Genomic DNA, 21,644 nt, shown 5'->3' on the forward strand with positions numbered 1-21,644 from the left:
TCAACCCACGCATACCCCCGAAGATCGTTCCGATTTTCGGGGGTATGCGCTGGAGCGTCAGCGGACGTAGAAGGTCAAGCTTCCGTCTGCTGCCTGCTCGGCGTTGACGATGTTGCGGACGTCGACGCCCTCATTGTTGAGCCGGTGGGCAAGCGATCTGTTGGCGTCGATCGAGGCCTGGATGCCGTGAACGGCCTGACCGGAACGTTCTGGCGCCGAGCGCGGACCGGTCGTCTCGTCGTCGAGATTGCGCCAGTTGTGGACCTGCTCGACATTGAAATCATTGCCGTGGAAGGTCCTGAGTGTCTGCTCGATGCCCTGGGCACTGTTCATCCCAAGGCTTTCGGCCCGGCTGACGCCGGCAAAGGCGAGGGAGGAGAGGGCTGCAGCGATAGTGATGGTGACAACGCGGTTCATGATTGTATCCTTTCATCTGCTTAGACGGTCGGCTGTCGTTGCAGGGGATCGTCTGCGTCACGACATGGAATTGGCGTTCTCACATTCGCGATTCAATGGGTTAAGCCACTGATAAATCATTAAGAATTGTTCATGAAAACTGCCTTCGAATTGCCGCTTTCGAGGCATCGCGGAAAGCCGGTTTTGGAAGCTTGCCCAGCGGTGTATCTGTGGTGCTGCTATCCCCTTGCAGCTATTTCCTCTTTCCTATTGCGGCATCGGGCGAAATTGCTTGCCATTCGGACGAAGGCATGTTTTGACCGCGGGCTGCCGAGTGGGTAAATGTCCCGCCAACCGAAGGTGAACCATGCCGAGAGAGACCGCTCCCCATATTTTGATCGTTGAGGCCCGCTTCTACGACGACATGGCCGACGCCCTGCTCGAAGGCGCGACCTTCGCATTGACAGAGGCCGGCGCCACCTTCGAGGTCGTCACCGTCCCCGGCGCACTGGAAATTCCAGCAGCGATTGCCATGTCGCTCGATGGAGACGACAATGGCGGAACGCATTATGACGGCTATGTCGCCCTCGGCATGGTCATTCGCGGCGAGACCTATCACTTCGATATCGTGTCGAATGAATCCTCGCGCGCCTTGATGGATCTCGCGGTCAGCGAGTCGCTTGCCATCGGCAACGGCATCCTGACCGTCGAAAACGACGAACAGGCCTGGGCGCGCGCGCGCCGCTCGGATAAGGACAAGGGCGGATTTGCCGCTCGTGCAGCTCTGACCATGATCGAGCTGAAGCAGAAACTGGGTGCATAACGAATGAACGACGACAAGACGGAACGGCCGGTCAAGACTGCAAACCAGCGGGGCGCTGCCCGTCTTGCTGCCGTTCAGGCACTGTATCAGATGGATGTCGGCGGCACCGGCGTTCTGGAAATCGTCGCCGAATACGAGGCGCACCGTCTTGGCCAGGAACTCGACGGCGCGACCTATCTGAAGGCCGATGTCGCCTGGTTCCGTTCCATCGTTTCCGGCGTCGTGCGCGATCAGGTTCGTCTCGATCCGTTGATTGCCGCAGCCCTTCAGGATGACTGGGCCTTGTCGCGCCTCGACAGCACCGTGCGCGCCATCCTGCGCGCCGGCGTCTTCGAGATCACCGACCGTAAGGACGTTCCGGTGGCGGTCATCGTCACCGAATATGTCGAGATCGCCCAGGCCTTCTTCGATGACGACGAGCCGAAGCTCGTCAACGCCGTGCTCGACCGCATCGCAAAGCAGGTGCGCGGCGAGGCGAAGAAGTAAGTCTTTAGCCGCCAAACAATCCCCCTACGTCTTTCTTCGTACCGCAATGGTTTTCGCCCGTTGCGGTCTTGACGCCACGTGATCGACCAAGCAATCTCCGCACCGCTTAGCTGTGGCATTTCTGTGGAGAGGAAGGCGATTCGGCGGCGTATCTGCCGGAGAAGGAGTGAGCTCCGGCCTATGGGAGGAAAGAGCGAAATGACGATTCTTTTATGCGTAATCGCATGCGGTCTGCTCTCGGTGGTTTATGCCGCCTGGGCAACCCGGTCGGTGCTTGCCGCCGATCAGGGCAACAGCCGCATGCAGGAGATCGCGGGCTATATCCGCGAAGGTGCGCAAGCCTATCTGACGCGCCAGTACAGAACCATTGCCATTGTCGGCGTTGTTGTTTTCATTTTAGCCTGGCTGCTTCTTTCCGCCGAGGCCGCGATCGGCTTCCTGATTGGCGCCGTGCTTTCCGGTGCTGCTGGTTTCATCGGCATGCACGTCTCCGTCCGCGCCAATGTGCGCACCGCTCAGGCTGCTTCCGTCAGCCTGTCCGCCGGCCTCGACATCGCCTTCAAGTCGGGTGCGATCACCGGCATGCTGGTGGCTGGCCTGGCGCTGCTCGGCGTCTCCATCTATTATACGGTCTTGACCGTCGGGCTCGGCCATGAGAGCGGCTCGCGCGAAGTCATCGATGCGCTGGTGGCGCTCGGCTTCGGCGCGTCGTTGATCTCGATCTTCGCCCGTCTCGGCGGCGGCATCTTCACCAAGGGCGCCGATGTCGGCGGCGATCTGGTCGGCAAGGTGGAAGCCGGCATTCCCGAAGACGATCCGCGCAACCCGGCAACGATCGCCGATAACGTCGGCGACAATGTCGGCGACTGCGCCGGCATGGCCGCCGACCTTTTCGAGACCTATGCGGTCTCTGTCGTCGCCACCATGGTTCTCGCCGCGATCTTCTTTGCCGGCGCGCCGATCCTCCAGTCGGCGATGGTCTATCCGCTGGCGATCTGCGGTGCCTGCATCATCACCTCGATCATCGGCACTTTCTTCGTCAAGCTGGGCTCGAACGGCTCGATCATGGGCGCTCTCTATAAGGGCTTGATCGTCACCGGTCTGCTGTCGATTGTCGGCCTTGGTGCTGCCACCTCGCTCACCATCGGCTGGGGATCGATCGGCTCCGTCGGAGGCGCCGATATATCAGGCACGCACCTCTTCCTCTGCGGCATCGTCGGCCTTGTCGTCACTGCGCTAATCGTGGTGATCACCGAATACTACACCGGCACGGGCAAGCGTCCGGTCATTTCGATCGCTCAGGCCTCGGTCACCGGTCACGGCACCAACGTCATCCAGGGCCTGGCCGTCTCGCTAGAATCGACGGCCTTGCCTGCCATCGTCATCGTTGGTGGCATTCTCGCCACCTATCAGCTCGGCGGCCTGTTCGGCACCGGTATCGCGGTCACGGCCATGCTCGGCATCGCCGGAATGATCGTCGCGCTCGACGCTTTCGGGCCGGTGACGGACAATGCTGGCGGTATCGCCGAAATGGCGCATCTGCCGCCGGAGGTGCGCAAATCTACTGATGCGCTCGATGCCGTCGGCAATACGACCAAGGCCGTCACCAAGGGCTATGCCATTGGTTCTGCCGGTCTCGGCGCCCTGGTTCTCTTCGCGGCCTACTCGTACGACCTCAAATATTTTGCGGCGAATGGCGACAAGTTCCCTTATTTCGCCGGCATCGGCGAAATTTCTTTCGATCTTTCCAACCCTTACGTGGTGGCGGGATTGATCTTTGGAGGTCTCATTCCCTACCTCTTTGGCGGCATCGCGATGACCGCCGTCGGCCGTGCGGCCAGCGCGATCGTGGAGGAAGTGCGCCGTCAGTTCAAGGAAAAGCCCGGCATCATGCAGGGCACGGAAAAGCCGGATTACGGTAGGGCGGTCGACATTCTGACCAAGGCCGCCATCCGTGAGATGATCGTGCCGTCGCTGCTGCCGGTGCTGGCGCCGATCGTCGTCTATTTCGGCGTGCTTCTCATCTCCGGCTCCAAGGCCTCCGCCTTTGCCGCCCTCGGCGCATCGCTGCTCGGCGTCATCATCAACGGCCTCTTCGTCGCTATCTCGATGACATCGGGCGGCGGCGCTTGGGACAATGCCAAGAAGAGCTTCGAGGACGGTTTCGTCGACAAGGACGGCGTGCGTCACATGAAGGGTTCGGATGCGCACAAGGCCTCCGTCACCGGCGATACCGTCGGCGATCCCTACAAGGACACCGCCGGCCCCGCCGTCAACCCGGCGATCAAGATCACCAACATCGTCGCGCTGCTGTTGCTCGCCGTTCTCGCCGGATAAACAACGGCGCCGGCTTGGCACACTTCAAGCCGGTGCAGCGACCATAAAAAAACCCGCCGGAGCGATTGCATCCGGCGGGTTTTCTTATGAGGCGTGTCCGATCAGCGCAGGCTGCTTGGGTTCTGCGGTGTGCCGCCGGCACCACCGCCGAACAGGCTGCGGGCAGCACTCGCGGCGCTGCCGCCGGAAAGCATCTGTTGCAGGAAGGTGAGCTCCTTGCCGCCGGTCGGCGTGACACGTCCGATCGTGTCGAACACCTTGCCGTCCTGCAGCGCATAGTTGGCGCGGCGGCTGACGACGCCGTCCTTGTCGAAATAGATCGCTAGAACGCTCTGATCGACAACCTTCAGTTTCTGGAAGGCGACCGCACGCGTGCGCCGCTGCGAGATGTAGTAGAAGACTTCGCCGTCGAAGGTCGCCGTCGTCGACGGGGTGCCGAGCGAAAGCAGCACCTGCTCGCGGCTGGAGCCTTCCGGAACGAGGTTCAGCGACTGCTGGTCGGCGACGTAGCCGCCATTGAGCACGGTGCTGGTCTGGCAACCGGAAAGAGCGGTGGTGGAGGCGATTATGAAGGCAATGGCCGCACTGCTGAAGAATTTCACGTCAGACTTGAAATACCGTTTATTCAACGACATCTACTCCCTTGAGTGTCGATAGCAGCCATTTGGGGCCTTGCACGCTTTCCTCCTGCAAAACCATTGTGGCCATTCCGGGTCGAATGTCCCGAATTCGCTTCGCTGACGCATCGAAGGCGTCGTCCCGAAACTGGCCATGATCGGCATTGCAATTCGCGCCTGCTTCGGTAAACCAGCTTTCGAAATCATGCAACAAGGCCAGACGCCAGCCGGCATGAAGAATGAGGCATTTCCGGAAAAAACAATGATCTTCGGGCTCTTTCGCAAGAAAAACAACAATCAGGCGATCGTCGACAGGCAATATGCGGCGTTGGCGGCGGCCGCGCGCATGCCGGAGCTCTACGAGCGGCTCAATGTACCGGATACGGTCATGGGCCGTTTCGAGATGCTGTCGATCGCCATGATTCTGTTTTTTCGCCGCACCCGCGCTTCCGCCACCAGCGGCCAGGAGATCGCCCAGGAGATCGTCGACGCTTTCTTCCAGGATATCGATTATTCGATCCGCGAACTCGGCATCGGCGACAACAGCGTGCCGAAGCGCATGAAGAAGCTCGCCGGCATGTTTTACGGCCGGCTCGAAGCCTATTCGAAGGCGATGGACACAGGCGATGCCGAAGCCCTCGCTCTTGCCCTTCAGCGCAATATCTACCCCGAAACCTCGGCGACGGCCGATATGTCCGGCCTTGCCGGATGGATGATGGCCGCAGAATCGCATCTGTCTGCCGTTGCCGAAGAGGTAATCGCCACCGGTTCGGCAACGCTCCCGCCGGTCAGTTGAAGGAGGAAACGATGCAGAATGATCGGGACGATGTTCCCTTCTCCTATCACGTCAAGGTCGGCCACATCTCGGCCAACCCCGTCGAGGTCCACGTCGAGGCCGACGCCAGCGAACTGAAGGCGTTGGCCCGGACCTGGAACGTCGTTTCCGTCGACGATCTCAGCGCCGATCTGCAGATTGCCCGCTGGAAGCGCGACGGCGTACGCATCAAAGGCCGCGTGCAGGCGAAAATCGTCCAGTCCTGCGTCGTGACGCTGGAACCGGTCGAATCCGCCATCGATGAGAGCTTCGAGCAGATCTTCGTGCCGGAGGGCTCTAAGCTTGCCCGTCAGGCCGGCAACGACGCCGGCGAGATGCTGCTCGATCCCGACGGTCCCGACCTGCCCGAAAACTTTGTCGGCGATACGATCGACGCCGGCGAGGTGGTTGCCGAATTCGCCGCGCTCGCGATCGATCCGTATCCGCGCAAGCAGGGTATCGAATTCTCCGGCCATGTCGAAGACAGCGGCGAGGACGACAAAAAGCCTTCCGCTTTCGCAGCCCTCAAGGACTGGAAAAAGGACTGAAGCCCCTCTGGCATTTGACACAATTCAGTTGTAAGCGACGCCAAAACCGGTATTTTGGCCGAAATTTCGCCCTCGGCGAAAAGAAGGATCAGGGACGCGTGATCAGAATATCTCTCGACCTCATGGGTGGCGACTTTGGTCCCCAGGTTGTCATCCCCGGCGCCGCCAAGGCGTTGGATCGGCATCCGGATATGTCCTTCGTTCTCTACGGTCTCAAGGAACAGTGCGATCCGGTTCTCGCCAAATTTCCGAAGCTCAAGGAAAAATCGATCTTTCACGACTGCGAGCTTGCCGTCGCCATGGATGAGAAGCCGAGCCAGGCGCTGCGCCGAGGCCGCTACATCTCCACCATGTGGCGCTCGATCGCGGCGGTGAAGACGGGGGAGGCCGATGTCGCGGTATCGGCCGGCAATACCGGCGCACTGATGGCGATGGCGAAATTCTGTCTGCGCACCATGGCCAATATCGAGCGTCCGGCGATTGCCGCGATCTGGCCGACGCTGAAGGGTGAGAGCATCGTGCTCGATGTCGGCGCGACGATCGGCGCCGATGCGCAGCAGCTGATGGATTTTGCCCTGATGGGCGGCGCCATGGCGCGCGCGCTTTTCGAAGTCGAACGTCCGACGGTTGGCCTTCTCAACGTTGGCGTCGAGGAGATGAAAGGCCAGGAGGAGGTCAAGGAGGCCGGCCGGCTGTTGCGTGAGGCAAACATCGACTCGCTCGAATATTCCGGCTTCGTCGAGGGCAACGACCTTGGCAAGGGCACGGTCGACGTCGTCGTCACCGAAGGATTCTCCGGCAACATCGCGCTCAAGACCGCCGAAGGCACTGCCAAGCAGATCGGCGAATATCTGCGGGCCGCCATGTCGCGCACGCTGCTGGCCCGCATCGGCTACCTCTTCGCCAAGAGCGCCTTCGACATGCTTCGCGAGAAGCTCGATCCGAGCAAGGTCAATGGCGGCGTGTTTCTCGGCCTGAACGGCATCGTCATCAAGAGCCATGGCGGGGCGAATGCCGAAGGCATCGCCGCTGCCATCGAAGTCGGCTACGACATGGCCAAGAACGGCCTCAATCAGAAAATAGAAAACGATCTTAAGAAATATCATGCCAAACGGCTGCCCCCGATGGGCCCGGAAGCGGCATGAGCGATGGGGTTCAATCAAAGATGATCCGTTCAGTGGTTCGCGGGTTCGGAGCCGCACTTCCGAAGCGCGTGATGACCAATCGTGACATGGAGGCCATCGTCGACACATCCGACGAATGGATCGTCCAGCGCACCGGCATCCGCCAGCGCTATGTTGCCGGCGATGACGAAACGACGGCGTCGCTCGGCGAGGCCGCCGCACGCGCAGCGCTTGCCAATGGCGGCCTCACGCCTGCCGATATCGATCTCGTCATCTGTGCCACCTCGACGCCGGACAACACGTTTCCGGCCACGTCGGTCAATATCCAGAACCGGCTCGGCATGAGTCACGGCTTCGCCTTCGACGTCCAGGCCGTCTGCACCGGTTTCGTCTATGCGGTCACGACGGCGGATGCCTATATCCGCGGCGGGCTGGCAAAGCGCGTTCTCGTCATCGGCGCCGAAACTTTTTCGCGCATTCTCGACTGGAACGACCGCACCACCTGCGTGCTTTTCGGCGACGGCGCGGGCGCGATCATACTCGAAGCGACCGAAGGCGAGGGCACCGTTGCCGATCGCGGCGTGCTGACCGCACATCTGCGTTCCGACGGCTCGCACAAGGAAAAGCTCTATGTCGATGGCGGACCGTCGACGACGGGTACCGTCGGCAAGCTGCGCATGGAAGGCCGTGAAGTCTTCAAATATGCTGTCGGCATGATCACTGACGTCATCCAGGCGGCGTTCGATTCGACCGGCACCACCGCCGATGACCTCGACTGGCTGGTGCCGCACCAGGCCAATCGCCGCATTATCGACGGTTCGGCGAAAAAGCTGAACATCGATGCCGCGAAGGTGGTCATCACCGTCGACCTGCACGGTAATACGTCGGCCGCCTCGATCCCGTTGGCACTTGCGACTGCTGCCGGCGACGGCCGCATCAAGAAGGGTGATCTGGTGATGCTCGAAGCGATGGGCGGCGGCTTTACCTGGGGTGCGGTTCTGCTGCGCTGGTAGGCACGAATCCTAAAAAACTGGCGGCGAACAAGAGCTTGACCGTAAGGCGCAAGACAAATACTCTTCGTGCGATTTCACAAAATATTTGTATGGGCGGGGAAACCATGACCGGAAAAACAGTGACGCGAGCAGACCTGGCGGAATCCGTTTTCCGAAAGGTTGGGCTTTCCCGGACCGAATCTGCCGAACTTGTGGAAACCGTCATCGACGAGATCTGCAACGCCATCGTGCGTGGCGAAACCGTTAAGCTTTCCTCCTTCGCCACCTTCCAGGTGCGCGACAAGAACGAGCGGATCGGCCGCAACCCAAAGACCGGCGAGGAGGTTCCGATTTCCCCCCGCCGGGTCATGACCTTCAAGGCGTCGAACGTATTGAAGACACGCATCCTCAAGTCGCATGTCGCTCGTAAGATCAAGCTGAAGCCGCAGAATCCGGCTCCCTGATAATCGGCTTCCCGTTTCGGAAACAGCTTTTTTCTCCCTCGCACTCTCCATCCTTGTGCGCAACGTCAAGACATGACTTGAATTGTCGGCGCCAAACCGTTGAAATATGATGAGTCGCCGTAGGATCGAGCCGCGAGGTCGCGTAGCAGCATGACGTTGGACAAGAGCCCCGATGCCTTTCGCACCATCAGCGAAGTCGCAGACGATCTTGATCTGCCGCAGCATGTGCTGCGCTTCTGGGAGACGCGTTTTCCCCAGATAAAGCCGATGAAGCGCGGCGGCGGCCGTCGCTACTATCGGCCGGAAGATGTCGACCTCCTCAAGGGCATCCGGCATTTGCTCTATGATCATGGCTATACGATCAAGGGTGTGCAGAAGCTTCTGAAGACCAACGGCAACAAGTTCGTCATATCGGTCGGCCATGGCGACCTCGCCAGCGTCGAGGCGCTAGCGTCGGGCGTGCAGGACACGGGTGCCGGGGAACCGCGCGTCGGCTTGGCCGACGAAGACCAGATCGTCGGCCGCGCCAAGCCGCCGATCACCCGCCGGTTCTTCAATTTCGTCGCCGGAGACGACGATCAGGAAGTCTCGATCGGTAAATCGAGCGTTGGCAAGGAAGACAGGGCGCTGCTGCAGGAGGCGCTCTATGACCTCCTGGAATGCAAGCGTCTGCTCGATCAGGTGCGCTGACCAGGAACGTCAGGCTTCGGTAAGCTGCTTCATCGCCTGTTCGAGTTCGCTGAGCTGGAAGGGTTTTTGCAGCACAGGCAGCGTGCTTGGGCTGCTGCCTTCAGGTGCGGTGCCGTATCCCGTCGCATAGAGGTAGGGTTTTCCGCGTTCATCGAGCAACTTTGCGACCGGCAGCGAACTCTGCCCGGCAAGCGAGACGTCGAGAATTGCAGCGTCGAACTCCGTATCCCTGGCGGCTGTCAGCGCCCGTTCCAGATCGGGCGCGCTGGCGCAGACCCGGTAGCCGAGATCTGCAAGCATATCCTCGAGCAGCATGGCAATCAGCGCGTCGTCTTCGACGATGAATATGTCTTTCATGATCCGGTTCACCCATTGCCCCTTGCTAAAGCATGTCGCGCAAAAGTGTGCCGCGGTTTTGCGATAACGACATGCGTAAAAACAAAGACCTAAAGCGCAAGGAGCGAATCTGAAAGATTGCGACACGCTTTAGGCATGGAGGTTTATGTGGACTGCTTGTACGGCTCGTCAAGACGTCCTGGCCGGCAATGCGAGAAACAGCATATTGCCGGTTGAAATTCGATGTGCAAAAGCTGGAATGCCGTCTTCGCAACGGCTCCTGCATAATTCCTTGAATCGGAATCGATTTATGGACAAAATTATGCAGCAATTCAAAGTGTTGCAGCGTCTTTTGCCGCTCTCGAAAGACGCGCGGCGCTGTAAGAAGGGGTGTCGAATGGATTTGCTGAGTGCCACGGATTGGCTGCGTCACAGGCCGGGTTATACATATCCGCTGGCCATTGCCTTCGTTGGCCTGACGTTTCTTCTGAGGCTTGCCGCCAGCGACACTCTCTCCGGGTTTCCCTTCCTGAGCTTCCTTCCGGCGATATTGCTCGCCAGTTTCATAGGCGGCGCCGGGCCGGGCTTTGTCGCGACCTTGCTCGCCGGTTTCATTGTCCAGCAGTTTTTCGTCGAGCCGCACAATGTTTTCTGGCCGGCCAGCGCCGGCCAATGGGTCGGCCTTTCCACCTATCTCATCAATGCCGTGATTATCGTCGGCCTGATGGAGATGATCATCATCGCCCATGGCAGGCAGAGCCGCCTTCGCAGCGAGCTCAACAGCTTCAACACGCGCCTCGAACAAACAGTTGTCCAGCGCACTGCCGAGCTCAGGCACGAGATGGAAGAGAACGCCGCTGCTCAGGCCCAGGTCCGCCAGTTGCAAAAGATGGAGACGATCGGCCAGCTGACCGGCGGCGTCGCCCATGATTTCAACAATATGCTGGCAATCATCATCGGCAATCTCGATCTCGCCCAGCGGCGCCTGACCGGCAGCGAGGATCCCCGTCTGCTATATTCCATCCAGAACGCCAGAGATGGTGCGCAGAGAGCGGCGGTGCTGACCGCGCGTCTTCTTGCCTTCTCGCGCCAGCAGCCGCTCGCCCCGGAGGTGATCGACCTCAACAAGCTGGTCGGCGGCATGTCGGAGCTGCTACGGCGCACGCTCGGCGAGCACATCCGGATCGAGACTGTGCTTGCCGGCGGCCTCTGGCCGAGCTTTGCCGATTTGAGCCAGCTCGAGAACGCCATCCTGAACCTTGCCGTCAATGCCCGCGATGCCATGCCGGGCGGCGGAAATCTGACGATCGAGACCGCCAATACCGAACTCGACGAGCGATATTCGCGCATGCATTCTGAGGTCGAGGCAGGCCAATATGTGATGATCAGTATCACCGACACCGGCACCGGCATGTCGCCGGAGGTAATCGAACGCGCCTTCGACCCGTTCTATACGACCAAGGGACCCGGCAAAGGCACCGGTCTCGGCCTCAGCCAAGTCTACGGCTACATCAAGCAGAGCGGCGGTCACATCAAGATCTATTCAGAGATCGACAGGGGCACGACGTTGAAGATCTATCTTCCCCGTCATGTCGGCGCGACGGACGCCCGGTTGAACGTCGCCGGCGCCCAGCCGCTTCCTCAAGGCAGCGTCAAAGATACGATCCTGGTGGTGGAGGACGATGAGAACGTCCGCACGATGACCGCCGAAAGCCTGCATGAACTCGGTTACACCGTGTTGCAGGCGGCTAGCGGCATGGAGGCGCTTATGCTTCTGGAGCAGAATGCAGCAGTCGACCTGATCTTTACCGATATCGTCATGCCGCAGATGAGCGGACGCCAGCTTGCCGATATCGTCCAGGAAAAATGGCCGGCGATCCGTATCCTCTATACGACGGGCTACACCCGCAACGCCATCGTCCATAATGGTGTGCTCGATCACGGCGTTTCCCTGCTCGCCAAGCCCTTTAGCCTGGAGCAGCTCGCCCACAAGATCCGCGAACTTCTGAACGTATCGGCCAGGATGGAAGATGAGAGGACGTGAAGCCGAAATACGGCCGCACGTCCATAGTTCAAGATCGGGTTATTCCAGGACCTGGATTATGCGATGCGTCTTCGGCTCGACGATCACGCGTCGCTCATTGACGACGGTATAGCCGTAGCCGTCGATATCAGGCACGGTGTGCACTTCGACGGTATCGGGCAGCGTTGCGCCGACCGCGATATCGCCGTCATAGACGACGGAAGGTGTGTTTTGCTCTATCACATAGGTACGCACCTCTCCGGGCAATACGACGGAGCCGGTCGGTGCGGGATCGGTGACGATGACGGTGCTCTGCGCGAAGGCGGCGGAGCTGATGGTCAGCGTGGCGGCCGCAGCCAGCACGGTCTTGCGCATGGGATTTCTCCTTTTCCTACCTGAGACATCAAGGCAACGCTGGCCATGCGGCATAGTTCCCCGTGGGCTTTCGCCACAGCAGAAGACAGGCGCAATGAGAGCAATTAAGTTGTTACTAAATTAATTTCTGCATCATACGGTTGAGCTCTCCGAATAACGTTCAGCGCGAGTTCGCCCGGTGACATCAGGGGCCGGTTCTTTACTCTTCGTTAACCATACTGGCGGTTTATGTCAGACAAACGGCCAGCTGGTCGTTGATTCGAAGGTCCGTCGCGTTTCGGTTTGCGAATGGATATCTGAAAAGACGATTGCGGCGGCTCGAAATATGCGCTTGCGGAAGACTATATCGCTGATGGCAGCAGTCGGCACGATGGCCGGCTGCACGTCGACAGGCGGTGTGCGCCAGCCTTCCGGGCCGGAAACCGTGGCGCCCGAAAAGGCGCTGGTCTTGCCGCCGCCCGGCGGCCCGTCGGTCGTCAGCGTTGTCGAGCGCAAACGTGGTAACGGCGTCGAACAGACGATCTCTCTGTTTACTTCGTCCTCCGTGCCCGGTCAGAATTTCCTGAAGGTCCAGTTCTTCGGCGCTTCCGGGGCCAATCCCGGCACCGGCAACGTGGGCTTCAGCATGATCAACCAGAGCGGCATTGCCCGCGAAGTGGCCCGTTCGGCCCCCGGCGTGCTGATGGCGACGTCGGCGACCTTTCTGCAGAATGCCTATGGCCCCTTCGGTTATGCCTCTGGCCGCAGCCGTGCAGGCGACACCTGCGTCTATGCCTGGCAACAGATCCGCTCGAGCACTGCTGCCAATACCCAGGCGCGCAATTTCGGCATGATCCAGCTGCGCCTGCGCCTTTGCGATGCGGGTGCAAGCGAGCGCCAGCTGCTCGGCATCGTCTATGGCTATACCGTCACCGGCACCTTCGACGGCGAGGTCTGGAACCCTTACGGCAATCCGCCGCCCGCCGATGGCGCGCTCGGGCGCACCGGCGCACCGATCTATCCCGACGAGGGCGGTTATCGCGCCAGCCCGATGCCGATTGGCTACGAGCCGGCGCCTGCCATTGTCAGCCGGCCGCGGGCCGCTGCCGTTCGCAGCGCCTCAACCGCGCAACCAGCTCAAGATGTGGCATCGGTGCCGGCGCCTATCGGCCCGCGCGTGCCGCTGCCGGGTGAGGCGCCCCAGACGAGCGCAAGGCCGGCTGCGGCCGCTGCGCCAATCGAACAATCGGTAAGGGCGATCGGCGTCACAGTGCCTTCGCCGGACTGCATAGGCGACGCGGCCATGACGGCCGCCTGCCGGAGATAGAGCATGATGCCGAAAAGTGTGAGCGGTTTTCGGACGACGTCATGCTCTAACTCTTTAATTTAGAACAGGATGATTTTACGCCGACCCGGCCTAAAATCATCCTGTTCTAGTGGGCATGCCCGCGGGCGCCAGATGGTGCCCCGGTTAGGCAATTTCGAAGGAACGTCGATGCGCAAAGCCCGCAGTGTCGTCATATGGGCCGTGGTTTCGCTCTGCATGATCGTGCTGATCACGCTGCCGGTCAACCTGCAGACCCAGCTCATCACCAGCATCACCGTCGTGACAGTCATGGCGCTGATCAAGGTGCTGAAGGGCGAGGGGACGTGGCGCCTAGTGGCGCTCGCCTTTGGCACGTCGATCGTGCTGCGCTATGTTTACTGGCGCACCACCAATACGCTGCCGCCTCTGAATCAGCTGGGAAATTTCATTCCCGGCCTGCTGCTCTATCTTGCCGAAATGTATAGCGTCGCGATGCTGGCGCTCAGCCTGTTCATCGTTGCCACACCTTTGCCGTCGCGCCCCTCGCGTGCCGCCAAGAATGAGCGTTTCCCTCATGTCGACGTCTTCGTACCATCCTATAACGAGGATGCCGGACTGTTGGGAAACACGCTGGCCGCCGCCAAGGCCATGGATTATCCGGCTGAGAAGTTGCATGTCTGGCTGCTCGACGACGGCGGCACCCTGCAAAAGCGCAATTCCGGCAAGCTGCTCGAAGCCCAGGCCGCCGCCGCCCGCCATATCGAGCTGAAGCAGCTCTGCGAGGATCTCGACGTCAGCTACCTCACGCGCGACCGCAACGAGCACGCCAAAGCCGGCAATCTCAACAACGGCATGAAACATTCGACCGGCGAACTCATCGCCGTCTTCGATGCGGACCACGCGCCGGCCCGCGATTTCCTGCTGGAGACCGTCGGTTACTTCGAAGACGATCCGAAGCTCTTCCTCGTCCAGACTCCGCACTTCTTCATCAATCCCGATCCGCTGGAGCGCAACCTGCGCACCTTCGACAAGATGCCGAGCGAGAACGAGATGTTCTACGGCATCATCCAGCGCGGCCTCGATAAATGGAACGCCGCGTTCTTCTGCGGCTCGGCCGCGGTTCTGAGCCGCAGGGCGCTCGAATCCCAGAACGGCTTTTCCGGCATCAGCATCACCGAGGATTGCGAGACGGCGCTGGCGCTGCATGGCAGCGGCTGGAACAGCATCTATGTCGACAAGCCGCTGATCGCCGGCCTGCAGCCAGCCACCTTCGCAAGCTTCATCGGTCAGCGCAGCCGCTGGGCCCAGGGCATGATGCAGATCCTGCGCTTTCGCTTTCCGCTTCTGAAGCGCGGCCTGACGATCCCGCAGCGCTTCTGCTACATGTCCTCCACGCTTTTCTGGCTTTTCCCATTCCCGCGCACGATCTTCCTGTTTGCGCCGCTCTTCTACCTGTTCTTCGATCTGGAAATCTTCACCGCTTCGGGCGGCGAGTTCCTTGCCTATACGCTGGCCTATATGCTGGTGAATCTGATGATGCAGAACTACCTCTACGGGTCGTTCCGCTGGCCCTGGATTTCCGAGCTCTACGAATATGTCCAGACTGTGCATCTGCTGCCGGCCGTCGTCTCCGTCATGCTCAATCCGAGGAAGCCGACCTTCAAGGTCACTGCCAAGGACGAATCGATCGCCGTCAGCCGTCTGTCGGAAATCAGCCGTCCGTTCTTCGTCATCTTTGCGGTGCAGATCGTCGCGCTCGTCATCACCATCTACAAGATCTATGCAGAGCCCTATAAGGCCGACGTCACGCTCGTCGTCGGCGGTTGGAATGTCATCAACCTGATCATGGCCGGCTGCGCGCTTGGCGTCGTGTCGGAGCGCGGCGAGCGAGCCTCGTCCCGTCGCGTCCGGGTCAACCGGCGCTGCGAATTCGGCGCCAACGGCAAGTGGTACACGGCTTCGATCGAGGACGTCTCCGTCCACGGCGCAAGGCTTCACATCTTCAACAAGCAGCTCGACGAGATGCTGGTCGGCGCCGTCGGCGAAATCCGCTTCCGGCCATATAGCGGCGCGGATCTGGAAACCCTGCCGCTCATCGTCCGCAATATCGAGCCGTCGGGCGACATCAGCAATGTCGGCTGTCAGTACGCGCCGAAAAGCGCGCTTGACCATCGCCTGATCGCAGACCTGATGTTTGCGAATTCCGACCAGTGGACCCAGTTTCAGGCCTCGCGCCGCCGCAATCCGGGCCTGATCCGCGGCACCATCTGGTTTCTCGGCATGTCGTTCTACCAGACGAGCCGCGGCCTCGTTTACTTCTTCCGCAGCATGCGGCCGGAGCGGGAGGCCCAGCAGCAGGCGGCAAAGGTCAACGCCGGATGAAAAGGATCGTCGCCGCCTCGCTTCTCCTGCTGAATGCCTCCGCCTTCGCCCAGGCGCAGACGGCCCCCTTCGACATGTCCGGCGAGCGGCCGCCCGGTGCGTCCGTTACCCCGAGATTGACGTCGCCCACGCCACCCGCAGCAGCCACTGCGCCGGTTCCCGTCACGCCTCCGGTTTCCGTCATACCCGCACCTGCAAGCCCGGCTGCTCCTGCACCTGCTCCCGTTCCTCCGCCGATCGCCGCCCAGCCACCGCAGTCGCCGCCGCCCGCGCCCCAGCCTGCCGCCACGGCAAATAGCGTTGCGCCGCTGCGTGCCGGCGACGTCCGTCGCTTCGTCGTGCCCTTTTCGAAACTCGGCCTCGGCGGTGAATACGACCGTCGGTCATGGTCGGTCTATCTGACGCCGGAGCAGGCGGCGGCCAAGGCAAGCTTCACCTTCGCCTACCAGAATTCGATCGTCGTCGCGCCCGAGGCCTCCGCGCTGACCGTCTATCTCAACAACCGCCCGATCGGTCAGCAGCGCGTCGGCTCGCCGGATGGCTCTTCGGCCGTCACCTTCGAGGTTCCGCCCGGTCTGCTGCAGCCGGGCGCCAACCTCGTCACCTTCGAAGCCAATCAGCGCCACCGCACCGATTGCAGCATCCAGTCCACTTATGAACTCTGGTCGAACATCGATCCGGCCGGAACCTATCTGAGCTTTGCCGGCAGGGATGCCGCCCAGCTACCGAGCGCCGATGCGATCCGCGCCATCGGCGTCGACGGCGCCGGCAAGACGGAGTTCGACATCGTCGTCCCGGCGCTGGAGCAGCCGGGAACCACCAAGCCGCTGCTGCGGCTGGCGCAGGGCCTGTCGGTGCTGAGCAGCATGCCGAACCAGATCTTTGCCTTCAACACCGCTTCGCTTCCGGTCGGCGGGCCTGGCAAGCTCAGCGTGCTCGTCGGCACCGCGGCGGAGCTGCGGCCGCTCTTTCCCGACCTGCCGCCTGGCGCCGAAAGTGCAGCACTCGCCGCTTTTGTCACCGATCCGCGCAGCGGCTCGCCGGTGCTTCTGATCAGCGGCCCCTCCTGGCAGGCGGTCTCGTCGGCGATCGATACCATCGTCTCGCCGACAGACAGGTCCTCGGAGGTTCGTCGCGACGTGCTGACCACTGAGCGCTGGAGCGCGCCGAACGCGCCGCTGGTGTTTTCCGACACGAATATCGCCCTGTCTCAGCTCGGTGTGAAGACCACCGAATTCTCCGGCCGGCGGTTGCGGACCAGCTTCAATATCGCCGTGCCGGCCGATTTTTATGCCAATGCCTATGGCGAGGCGAAGGTGCTGCTCGACGCCGCCTATACCGATAACGTGATGCCCGGCAGCCACATCGATATCTACGTCAACGACAACATCGCCTCCACCGTGCCGATCACCACGACATCAGGCGGCATTCTCCGTCATCTGCCGATCCGCGTGACGATGCGGCACTTCAAGCCAGGTCTCAATTCGGTGGCGATCGAGGCGATCCTGATGACCAAGGACGATGCGGCTTGCGCGCCGGGCTCGACCGCCGGCGCCACCCCGCGCTTTGCCCTGTTCGATACCTCCGAGCTGCAGATTCCGGATTTCGCCCGCGTCGGTCAGCGTCCGAATCTGGCCGCAATGGCTGGCACCGCCTATCCCTATGGCCGGGCCACGGAGCCGACGCCGCTCTTCATCGATCGCATCGATGCCGATACGCTTTCGGCCGCCGCCACGCTGCTTGGCCAGATGGCGATCACCGCCGGCCATCCGATCGCCGTCGAAACCGTCGCCTCGCCGAATACGATCGGCGATCGTGACGCAATCTTCATCGGCTCCATCTCGCAGATGCCGGCAACCGCGCTGACGCAGACCAATATCTCTGCGGCGAGCCAGGCCTCATGGCGTCCCGTGCCGGATACGCAGGCGGGTGTCGTCGATACCGGTACGGCTTTCGAGGAGTGGAATTCCAAGGTCAGCGGCGGTGTCTTGCGCAGCCGGATCACTGCCTTCCGTGAGTGGCTTTCGCGCAATTTCGATATCTCCCGCAGCTCGCTGCAATTCATCCCCGGCGCCGAGCAGATTTTCACGCCGGCCAACGCCGACACGCTCCTGGTCGCCCAAGGCTCCAGCCCCGCGGGAGCCGGCGCCTGGACCGTGGTGGCGGCGCCATCGGCAAAGGACCTGCGCGAAGGGCTCGAGGTTCTGACCGCGCAACTGAACTGGCCGCAGATATCGGGCCACATCACCACCTATTCGAGCAAGACAGGCAAGATCGAAACCGTGCCCGTCACCCGTTTCGATTTCGTGCCGTCCACCCCCTGGTCGATCGCCAATTACCGGCTGATCGCCGCCAACTGGCTGTCGACCAATATCCTCTCCTATGCCTTCCTGCTGGTCGTCTTCGTGCTGCTGATCGGGATCACCACCTCGAGCATGCTCAAAAAGCTGGGCCGGTCGAAATGAGGCGGTGGCGCGCAATCCTGCTTGCGGCAACGGTCGCGCTCGCCGCGGCGAGCCCGCCCGCCGTCGCCCAGCAGGCGATGATCAATGCCGGTGCATGGTCGGCCTACAAGGCGAAGTTTCTCGATGCGACCGGCCGCATCATCGATAACGGCAACGGCAATATCAGCCACAGCGAAGGGCAGGGTTATGGCATGCTGCTCGCCTATCTCGCAGCCAGCCCTGCGGATTTCGAACAGATCTGGTATTTTACCCGCACCGAGCTGCTGCTGCGCGACGATGGCCTTGCCGTCTGGAAATGGGATCCGAGCGTCAAGCCGCACGTCACCGACACCAACAACGCCTCGGATGGCGACATGCTGATCGCCTATGCGCTGGCGCTAGCCGGCACGGCGTGGAAACGTAACGACTATATCTTCGCCGCCTCCCGCATGGCGCAGGCGCTGCTTGCCGAAACCGTCGTGCACGCGTCCGGGCACACACTCCTGTTGCCAGGGAGTGAGGGTTTTGCCGCCACCGACCGCGAGGACGGTCCCGTCGTCAACCCGTCCTACTGGATTTACGAGGCGATCCCGGTGATGGCGGCGCTCGCGCCGTCGGATGCCTGGCAAAAACTGTCGGACGATGGCCTAACGCTGTTGAAGACGATGCAGTTCGGCCCGCGCAAGCTTCCCGCCGAATGGGTGAGTCTCAGCGGCCAGCCGCAGCCGGCGCAGGGTTTCGACGCCGAGTTTGCCTATAACGCCATCCGCATCCCGCTCTATCTCGCTCGTGGCGGCGTGACCGACAAGGCGCTGCTGACCCGCTTGCAACAAGGGATGTTGCAAGACGGCGTTCCCGCTACCATCGATCTGACCACCGGCCGACCGAAGGCTGTGTTGTCGGATCCCGGTTATCGAATTGTTAACGATGTTGTGGCCTGTGTAGTCGATGGGACCAAGTTGCCGGTCTCGGCCCTGCAATTCGCGCCCGCACTCTATTATCCGTCCACGCTTCAGCTGTTGGGGCTGGCCTATATTGGGGAGAAGCATCCGGAGTGTCTGTGAAGTCTTCTCTCGTGGCGGTTTCAGCGGCAGTCGTGGTGGCAACCCTCGTCACCGGGCTGAAAGATCGTGCCGCTCTGCAGGAAAAGTTCGGCCTCGGCTCTGCCGGCAAGCCGGCACCGGAGCTGATGATGATGGGCCGCATCAAGCCGGAGGTTCCTGCCGGCAATTCCGAATTCAATGTGCAGCTTGTCGCCGACAAGATCGAGGCGATTACTTCCCCGTCGCCGTCAGCCCCGGACACGTCGGATCCGGATGCCGTTGCACCGCAGCCGGCAGCATCGCAGCCTGCGGCACCTCAGACGGCTGCTCCGCCGGCTCAGACGGTCGCCCAGCCGGCACCAGTGACACCCCCAATCGTTTCCGCGCCGCCGGCTCCGCAACAGGCGGCCGCGCCGCCGCCGCCTGCCGTCGATGAAAGTGCGCTTCGTTATTTCGCCAGCCGCGGCGACAAGGTGCGTCTGCAGGCCGAGATCTCCCGCCTTCAGGCGCTCTACCCGAACTGGGTTCCTCCGGCCGATCCTCTCGCCGTGCCGCAGAATGGCGACAAGCAGCTCGAGGCCATGTGGCAGCTCTATTCCGATGGGCGCTATGCGGAGTTGCGCAAGGCCGTCGCCGACCGCCAGGCAGCCGATGCCGGATGGCAGCCGCCGGCCGATCTGCTCGACCGGCTTGATGTCGCCGAGGGCCGTGCCCGCCTCGTCAATGCGTCGGACCTCAAGCAATATGCGACTGTGGTCGATATCGCTGCTGCAACACCGAGCCTGCTCACCTGCAGCGAGGTCGATGTCCTCTGGCGCCTCGCCGAAGCCTTCATCCAGACGGAGAGGGCGCAGCGCGGCCAGGACGCCTACGCTTATATCCTGAAGAACTGCACCAATCCGGCCGAGCGTCAGGCGACGGTCGAGAAGGCCTCGACGCTGCTTGCCTACCAGCCGATGCAGGCGCTGCTCGCGCTGGAGAGGCCTGCTGCCGACGGGAGCAAGGAATTCGACGCGATCCGCGACAACCTCGCCCGACGCTTCATGGCCGAGGGCGATGACGATCCAAATCTCGCCATCGCGCCCGATTATATCGCCCGCCTCGAAAAGCTCGCCGAGACGGAGGGGCTTGCCTCAGATGCGCTGCTGCTCGGCTGGTACCAGCTTCGCCGCAACAATGATGCGGATGCCGAGAAATGGTTCCGTGCCGCTCGAGCCGAGCAAGATTCGCCGGCCGCTTCGCAGGGGCTGGCGCTGGCGCTGATCGCCCGCAAGGCGCCTGAGGAAGCCGAGGACGTGATGTTCCGCTGGCGCGCCGATTCCGATGATGCGACCGCTACCTATCTCGCCGCCACCGCCAACCTGATGGCGTTGCAGCCGCCGGCCGATCTGGCCGAAGATGTGCTGCACCGCATCGCTGCCGAGGTCATCGCCCGGAAATATGTGCCGACGGCGCAGCAGTTCGGCTGGTATGCCCGCTCCCTAAATCAGTTCCAGACCGCCACGCGCTGGTTCGAGACGGCGCTTGCCTGGAAACCCGATGACGAACCGTCCGCCTATGGCCTTGTCATCACTCGCGAGCAACTGAGCGACCGCAAGGGCGTGCTCGACCTCCAGCGCGCCTGGGCCGGCCGGTCGAGCCGGATCACCAATCTCGAAGACACGTCCTCCCTGACGCCGAACGCCGTCACGCCGCCGCCGGCCAAGGGCGCGCTTGCCGCACAGCAACCGGCTCAACCGACGCAGCGTCCCCAGACCGAGCCGCTTCCGGCCGAGCGCCGCGTCATCCTGCAGCCGGGGTCGGAAGTGGTCGTTCGCGCGGCGAGGCCGGCGATGGAGACGGCGCCCGTCCCGCGCGGCCCGCGCCAGACGCGCGGCTGCTCGACGACAATCGATGCCGGGCAGCTTAAGCCGGCCGACGCGCTGTCGCGCGGCTGGTGCCTGATGGATGTCAACCGGCCGATGGAGGCGATCTCGGCCTTCGAGGCGGCATTGCAGAGCCCGGCCCGCAAGGTCCGTGAAGATGCAGCCTATGGCCAGAGCCTTGCTTATCTCCGCGCCGGCCTTTCCGGCAATGCGGCTGTCGCGGCCACCAAGGCGCCGCAGAACCGCCAGCGCGCCGCCGAGCTTCAGGTGGCGATCCTCGCCGACCGTGCGCTTGCAGCCTTCGACGCCGGGCGTTACCGCGAAACCCTCATCTATCTCGATCAGCGTGCCCAGCTGCAGCAAGAACGCATCGACCTGATGGTTCTGCGCGGCTACTGCTACCTCAATCTCAAAATGTACGGCGATGCGACCCGTATCTTCGAAGCCGCTGCCGCGACCGGCAGCCGCGACGCCGCCCGCGGTCTGGCCGACGTCCGTAACGTCACCCACCCAGACACCAACAACTGACGTTGACGCCGTTTCCGCTCTCCGCTAGTCGCTTGCGTAGCTTCTAAATACCACAGCGTCCCTGTGCGCGTC

At 61.9% G+C, this 21,644-nt stretch carries 19 protein-coding genes; 15 read left to right on the forward strand and 4 right to left on the reverse strand.

Annotated elements, in window-relative coordinates; translation table 11 throughout:
* Window positions 1-57 precede the first annotated feature (57 nt).
* Window positions 58-417 carry a hypothetical protein gene (locus RLCC275e_RS06415; protein WP_033180380.1) on the reverse strand — a complete coding sequence of 120 codons (360 nt, stop codon included), beginning with the start codon at window positions 415-417 and terminating at the stop codon, window positions 58-60.
* Between the two features lie 346 nt (window positions 418-763).
* On the opposite strand from RLCC275e_RS06415, the gene ribH reads away from it, so the two are divergent.
* From ribH to RLCC275e_RS06430, 3 genes are all read left to right on the forward strand, one after another.
* Window positions 764-1,219, forward strand: coding sequence for a 6,7-dimethyl-8-ribityllumazine synthase (ribH, locus tag RLCC275e_RS06420; protein ID WP_003558337.1), 456 nt, complete (start codon window positions 764-766; stop codon window positions 1,217-1,219).
* A 3-nt stretch (window positions 1,220-1,222) separates the two neighbouring features.
* Window positions 1,223-1,705 (forward strand): transcription antitermination factor NusB, encoded by a 483-nt coding sequence (nusB, locus tag RLCC275e_RS06425; RefSeq protein WP_012756897.1) that lies wholly within the window; start codon window positions 1,223-1,225, stop codon window positions 1,703-1,705.
* A gap of 198 nt (window positions 1,706-1,903) precedes the next feature.
* Window positions 1,904-4,042: a sodium-translocating pyrophosphatase gene (locus RLCC275e_RS06430; protein ID WP_033180684.1), complete on the forward strand. Its 2,139-nt coding sequence runs from the start codon at window positions 1,904-1,906 to the stop codon at window positions 4,040-4,042.
* A gap of 101 nt (window positions 4,043-4,143) precedes the next feature.
* On the opposite strand, the gene RLCC275e_RS06435 is transcribed toward RLCC275e_RS06430, so the two are convergent.
* Window positions 4,144-4,677: an outer membrane protein assembly factor BamE gene (locus tag RLCC275e_RS06435; RefSeq protein ID WP_003547220.1), complete on the reverse strand. Its 534-nt coding sequence runs from the start codon at window positions 4,675-4,677 to the stop codon at window positions 4,144-4,146.
* A gap of 136 nt (window positions 4,678-4,813) precedes the next feature.
* Between RLCC275e_RS06435 and RLCC275e_RS06440 the strand changes: the two genes are divergently transcribed.
* From RLCC275e_RS06440 to RLCC275e_RS06465, 6 genes are all read left to right on the forward strand, one after another.
* Window positions 4,814-5,455 carry a ubiquinol-cytochrome C chaperone family protein gene (locus RLCC275e_RS06440; protein ID WP_033180379.1) on the forward strand — a complete coding sequence of 214 codons (642 nt, stop codon included), beginning with the start codon at window positions 4,814-4,816 and terminating at the stop codon, window positions 5,453-5,455.
* A gap of 11 nt (window positions 5,456-5,466) precedes the next feature.
* Window positions 5,467-6,021 (forward strand): YceD family protein, encoded by a 555-nt coding sequence (locus tag RLCC275e_RS06445; RefSeq protein WP_033180378.1) that lies wholly within the window; start codon window positions 5,467-5,469, stop codon window positions 6,019-6,021.
* A gap of 98 nt (window positions 6,022-6,119) precedes the next feature.
* Window positions 6,120-7,166: a phosphate acyltransferase PlsX gene (gene plsX / locus RLCC275e_RS06450; protein ID WP_003558347.1), complete on the forward strand. Its 1,047-nt coding sequence runs from the start codon at window positions 6,120-6,122 to the stop codon at window positions 7,164-7,166.
* Between the two features lie 20 nt (window positions 7,167-7,186).
* Window positions 7,187-8,158: a beta-ketoacyl-ACP synthase III gene (locus RLCC275e_RS06455; RefSeq protein WP_011651317.1), complete on the forward strand. Its 972-nt coding sequence runs from the start codon at window positions 7,187-7,189 to the stop codon at window positions 8,156-8,158.
* Window positions 8,159-8,262: 104 nt separating this feature from the next.
* Window positions 8,263-8,601: an integration host factor subunit alpha gene (locus tag RLCC275e_RS06460; RefSeq protein ID WP_003558352.1), complete on the forward strand. Its 339-nt coding sequence runs from the start codon at window positions 8,263-8,265 to the stop codon at window positions 8,599-8,601.
* Window positions 8,602-8,751: 150 nt separating this feature from the next.
* Window positions 8,752-9,291 (forward strand): MerR family transcriptional regulator, encoded by a 540-nt coding sequence (locus RLCC275e_RS06465; RefSeq protein ID WP_033180377.1) that lies wholly within the window; start codon window positions 8,752-8,754, stop codon window positions 9,289-9,291.
* 9 nt (window positions 9,292-9,300) lie between these two features.
* Here the strand turns inward: RLCC275e_RS06465 and RLCC275e_RS06470 are convergent, their stop codons facing one another.
* On the reverse strand, window positions 9,301-9,648 hold the full coding sequence (locus RLCC275e_RS06470; RefSeq protein WP_033180376.1) for a response regulator: 348 nt from the start codon (window positions 9,646-9,648) through the stop codon (window positions 9,301-9,303).
* A 376-nt stretch (window positions 9,649-10,024) separates the two neighbouring features.
* On the opposite strand from RLCC275e_RS06470, the gene RLCC275e_RS06475 reads away from it, so the two are divergent.
* On the forward strand, window positions 10,025-11,671 hold the full coding sequence (locus RLCC275e_RS06475; RefSeq protein ID WP_033180375.1) for an ATP-binding protein: 1,647 nt from the start codon (window positions 10,025-10,027) through the stop codon (window positions 11,669-11,671).
* Between the two features lie 39 nt (window positions 11,672-11,710).
* Here the strand turns inward: RLCC275e_RS06475 and RLCC275e_RS06480 are convergent, their stop codons facing one another.
* Window positions 11,711-12,025: a DUF1236 domain-containing protein gene (locus RLCC275e_RS06480; RefSeq protein WP_003558359.1), complete on the reverse strand. Its 315-nt coding sequence runs from the start codon at window positions 12,023-12,025 to the stop codon at window positions 11,711-11,713.
* A gap of 325 nt (window positions 12,026-12,350) precedes the next feature.
* Between RLCC275e_RS06480 and bcsN the strand changes: the two genes are divergently transcribed.
* From bcsN to RLCC275e_RS06505, 5 genes are all read left to right on the forward strand, one after another.
* The gene (bcsN, locus tag RLCC275e_RS06485) at window positions 12,351-13,331 is read left to right on the forward strand and encodes a cellulose biosynthesis protein BcsN (protein ID WP_033180374.1); all 981 of its coding nucleotides are present in this window, start codon (window positions 12,351-12,353) and stop codon (window positions 13,329-13,331) included.
* Between the two features lie 168 nt (window positions 13,332-13,499).
* The gene (gene bcsA, locus RLCC275e_RS06490) at window positions 13,500-15,692 is read left to right on the forward strand and encodes a UDP-forming cellulose synthase catalytic subunit (RefSeq protein ID WP_033180373.1); all 2,193 of its coding nucleotides are present in this window, start codon (window positions 13,500-13,502) and stop codon (window positions 15,690-15,692) included.
* Window positions 15,689-18,157, forward strand: coding sequence for a cellulose biosynthesis cyclic di-GMP-binding regulatory protein BcsB (locus tag RLCC275e_RS06495; protein WP_033180372.1), 2,469 nt, complete (start codon window positions 15,689-15,691; stop codon window positions 18,155-18,157). The genes bcsA and RLCC275e_RS06495 overlap by 4 nt, the downstream gene beginning before the upstream one ends.
* The gene (locus RLCC275e_RS06500) at window positions 18,154-19,200 is read left to right on the forward strand and encodes a family 8 glycosyl hydrolase (RefSeq protein WP_033180371.1); all 1,047 of its coding nucleotides are present in this window, start codon (window positions 18,154-18,156) and stop codon (window positions 19,198-19,200) included. Before RLCC275e_RS06495 ends, RLCC275e_RS06500 begins: the two co-directional genes overlap by 4 nt.
* Window positions 19,197-21,572, forward strand: a complete 2,376-nt coding sequence (locus RLCC275e_RS06505) for a cellulose synthase (protein ID WP_033180370.1) — start codon at window positions 19,197-19,199, stop codon at window positions 21,570-21,572. The genes RLCC275e_RS06500 and RLCC275e_RS06505 overlap by 4 nt, the downstream gene beginning before the upstream one ends.
* Window positions 21,573-21,644 lie beyond the last annotated feature (72 nt).

Source organism: Rhizobium brockwellii (assembly GCF_000769405.2).
Lineage (GTDB): Bacteria > Pseudomonadota > Alphaproteobacteria > Rhizobiales > Rhizobiaceae > Rhizobium > Rhizobium brockwellii.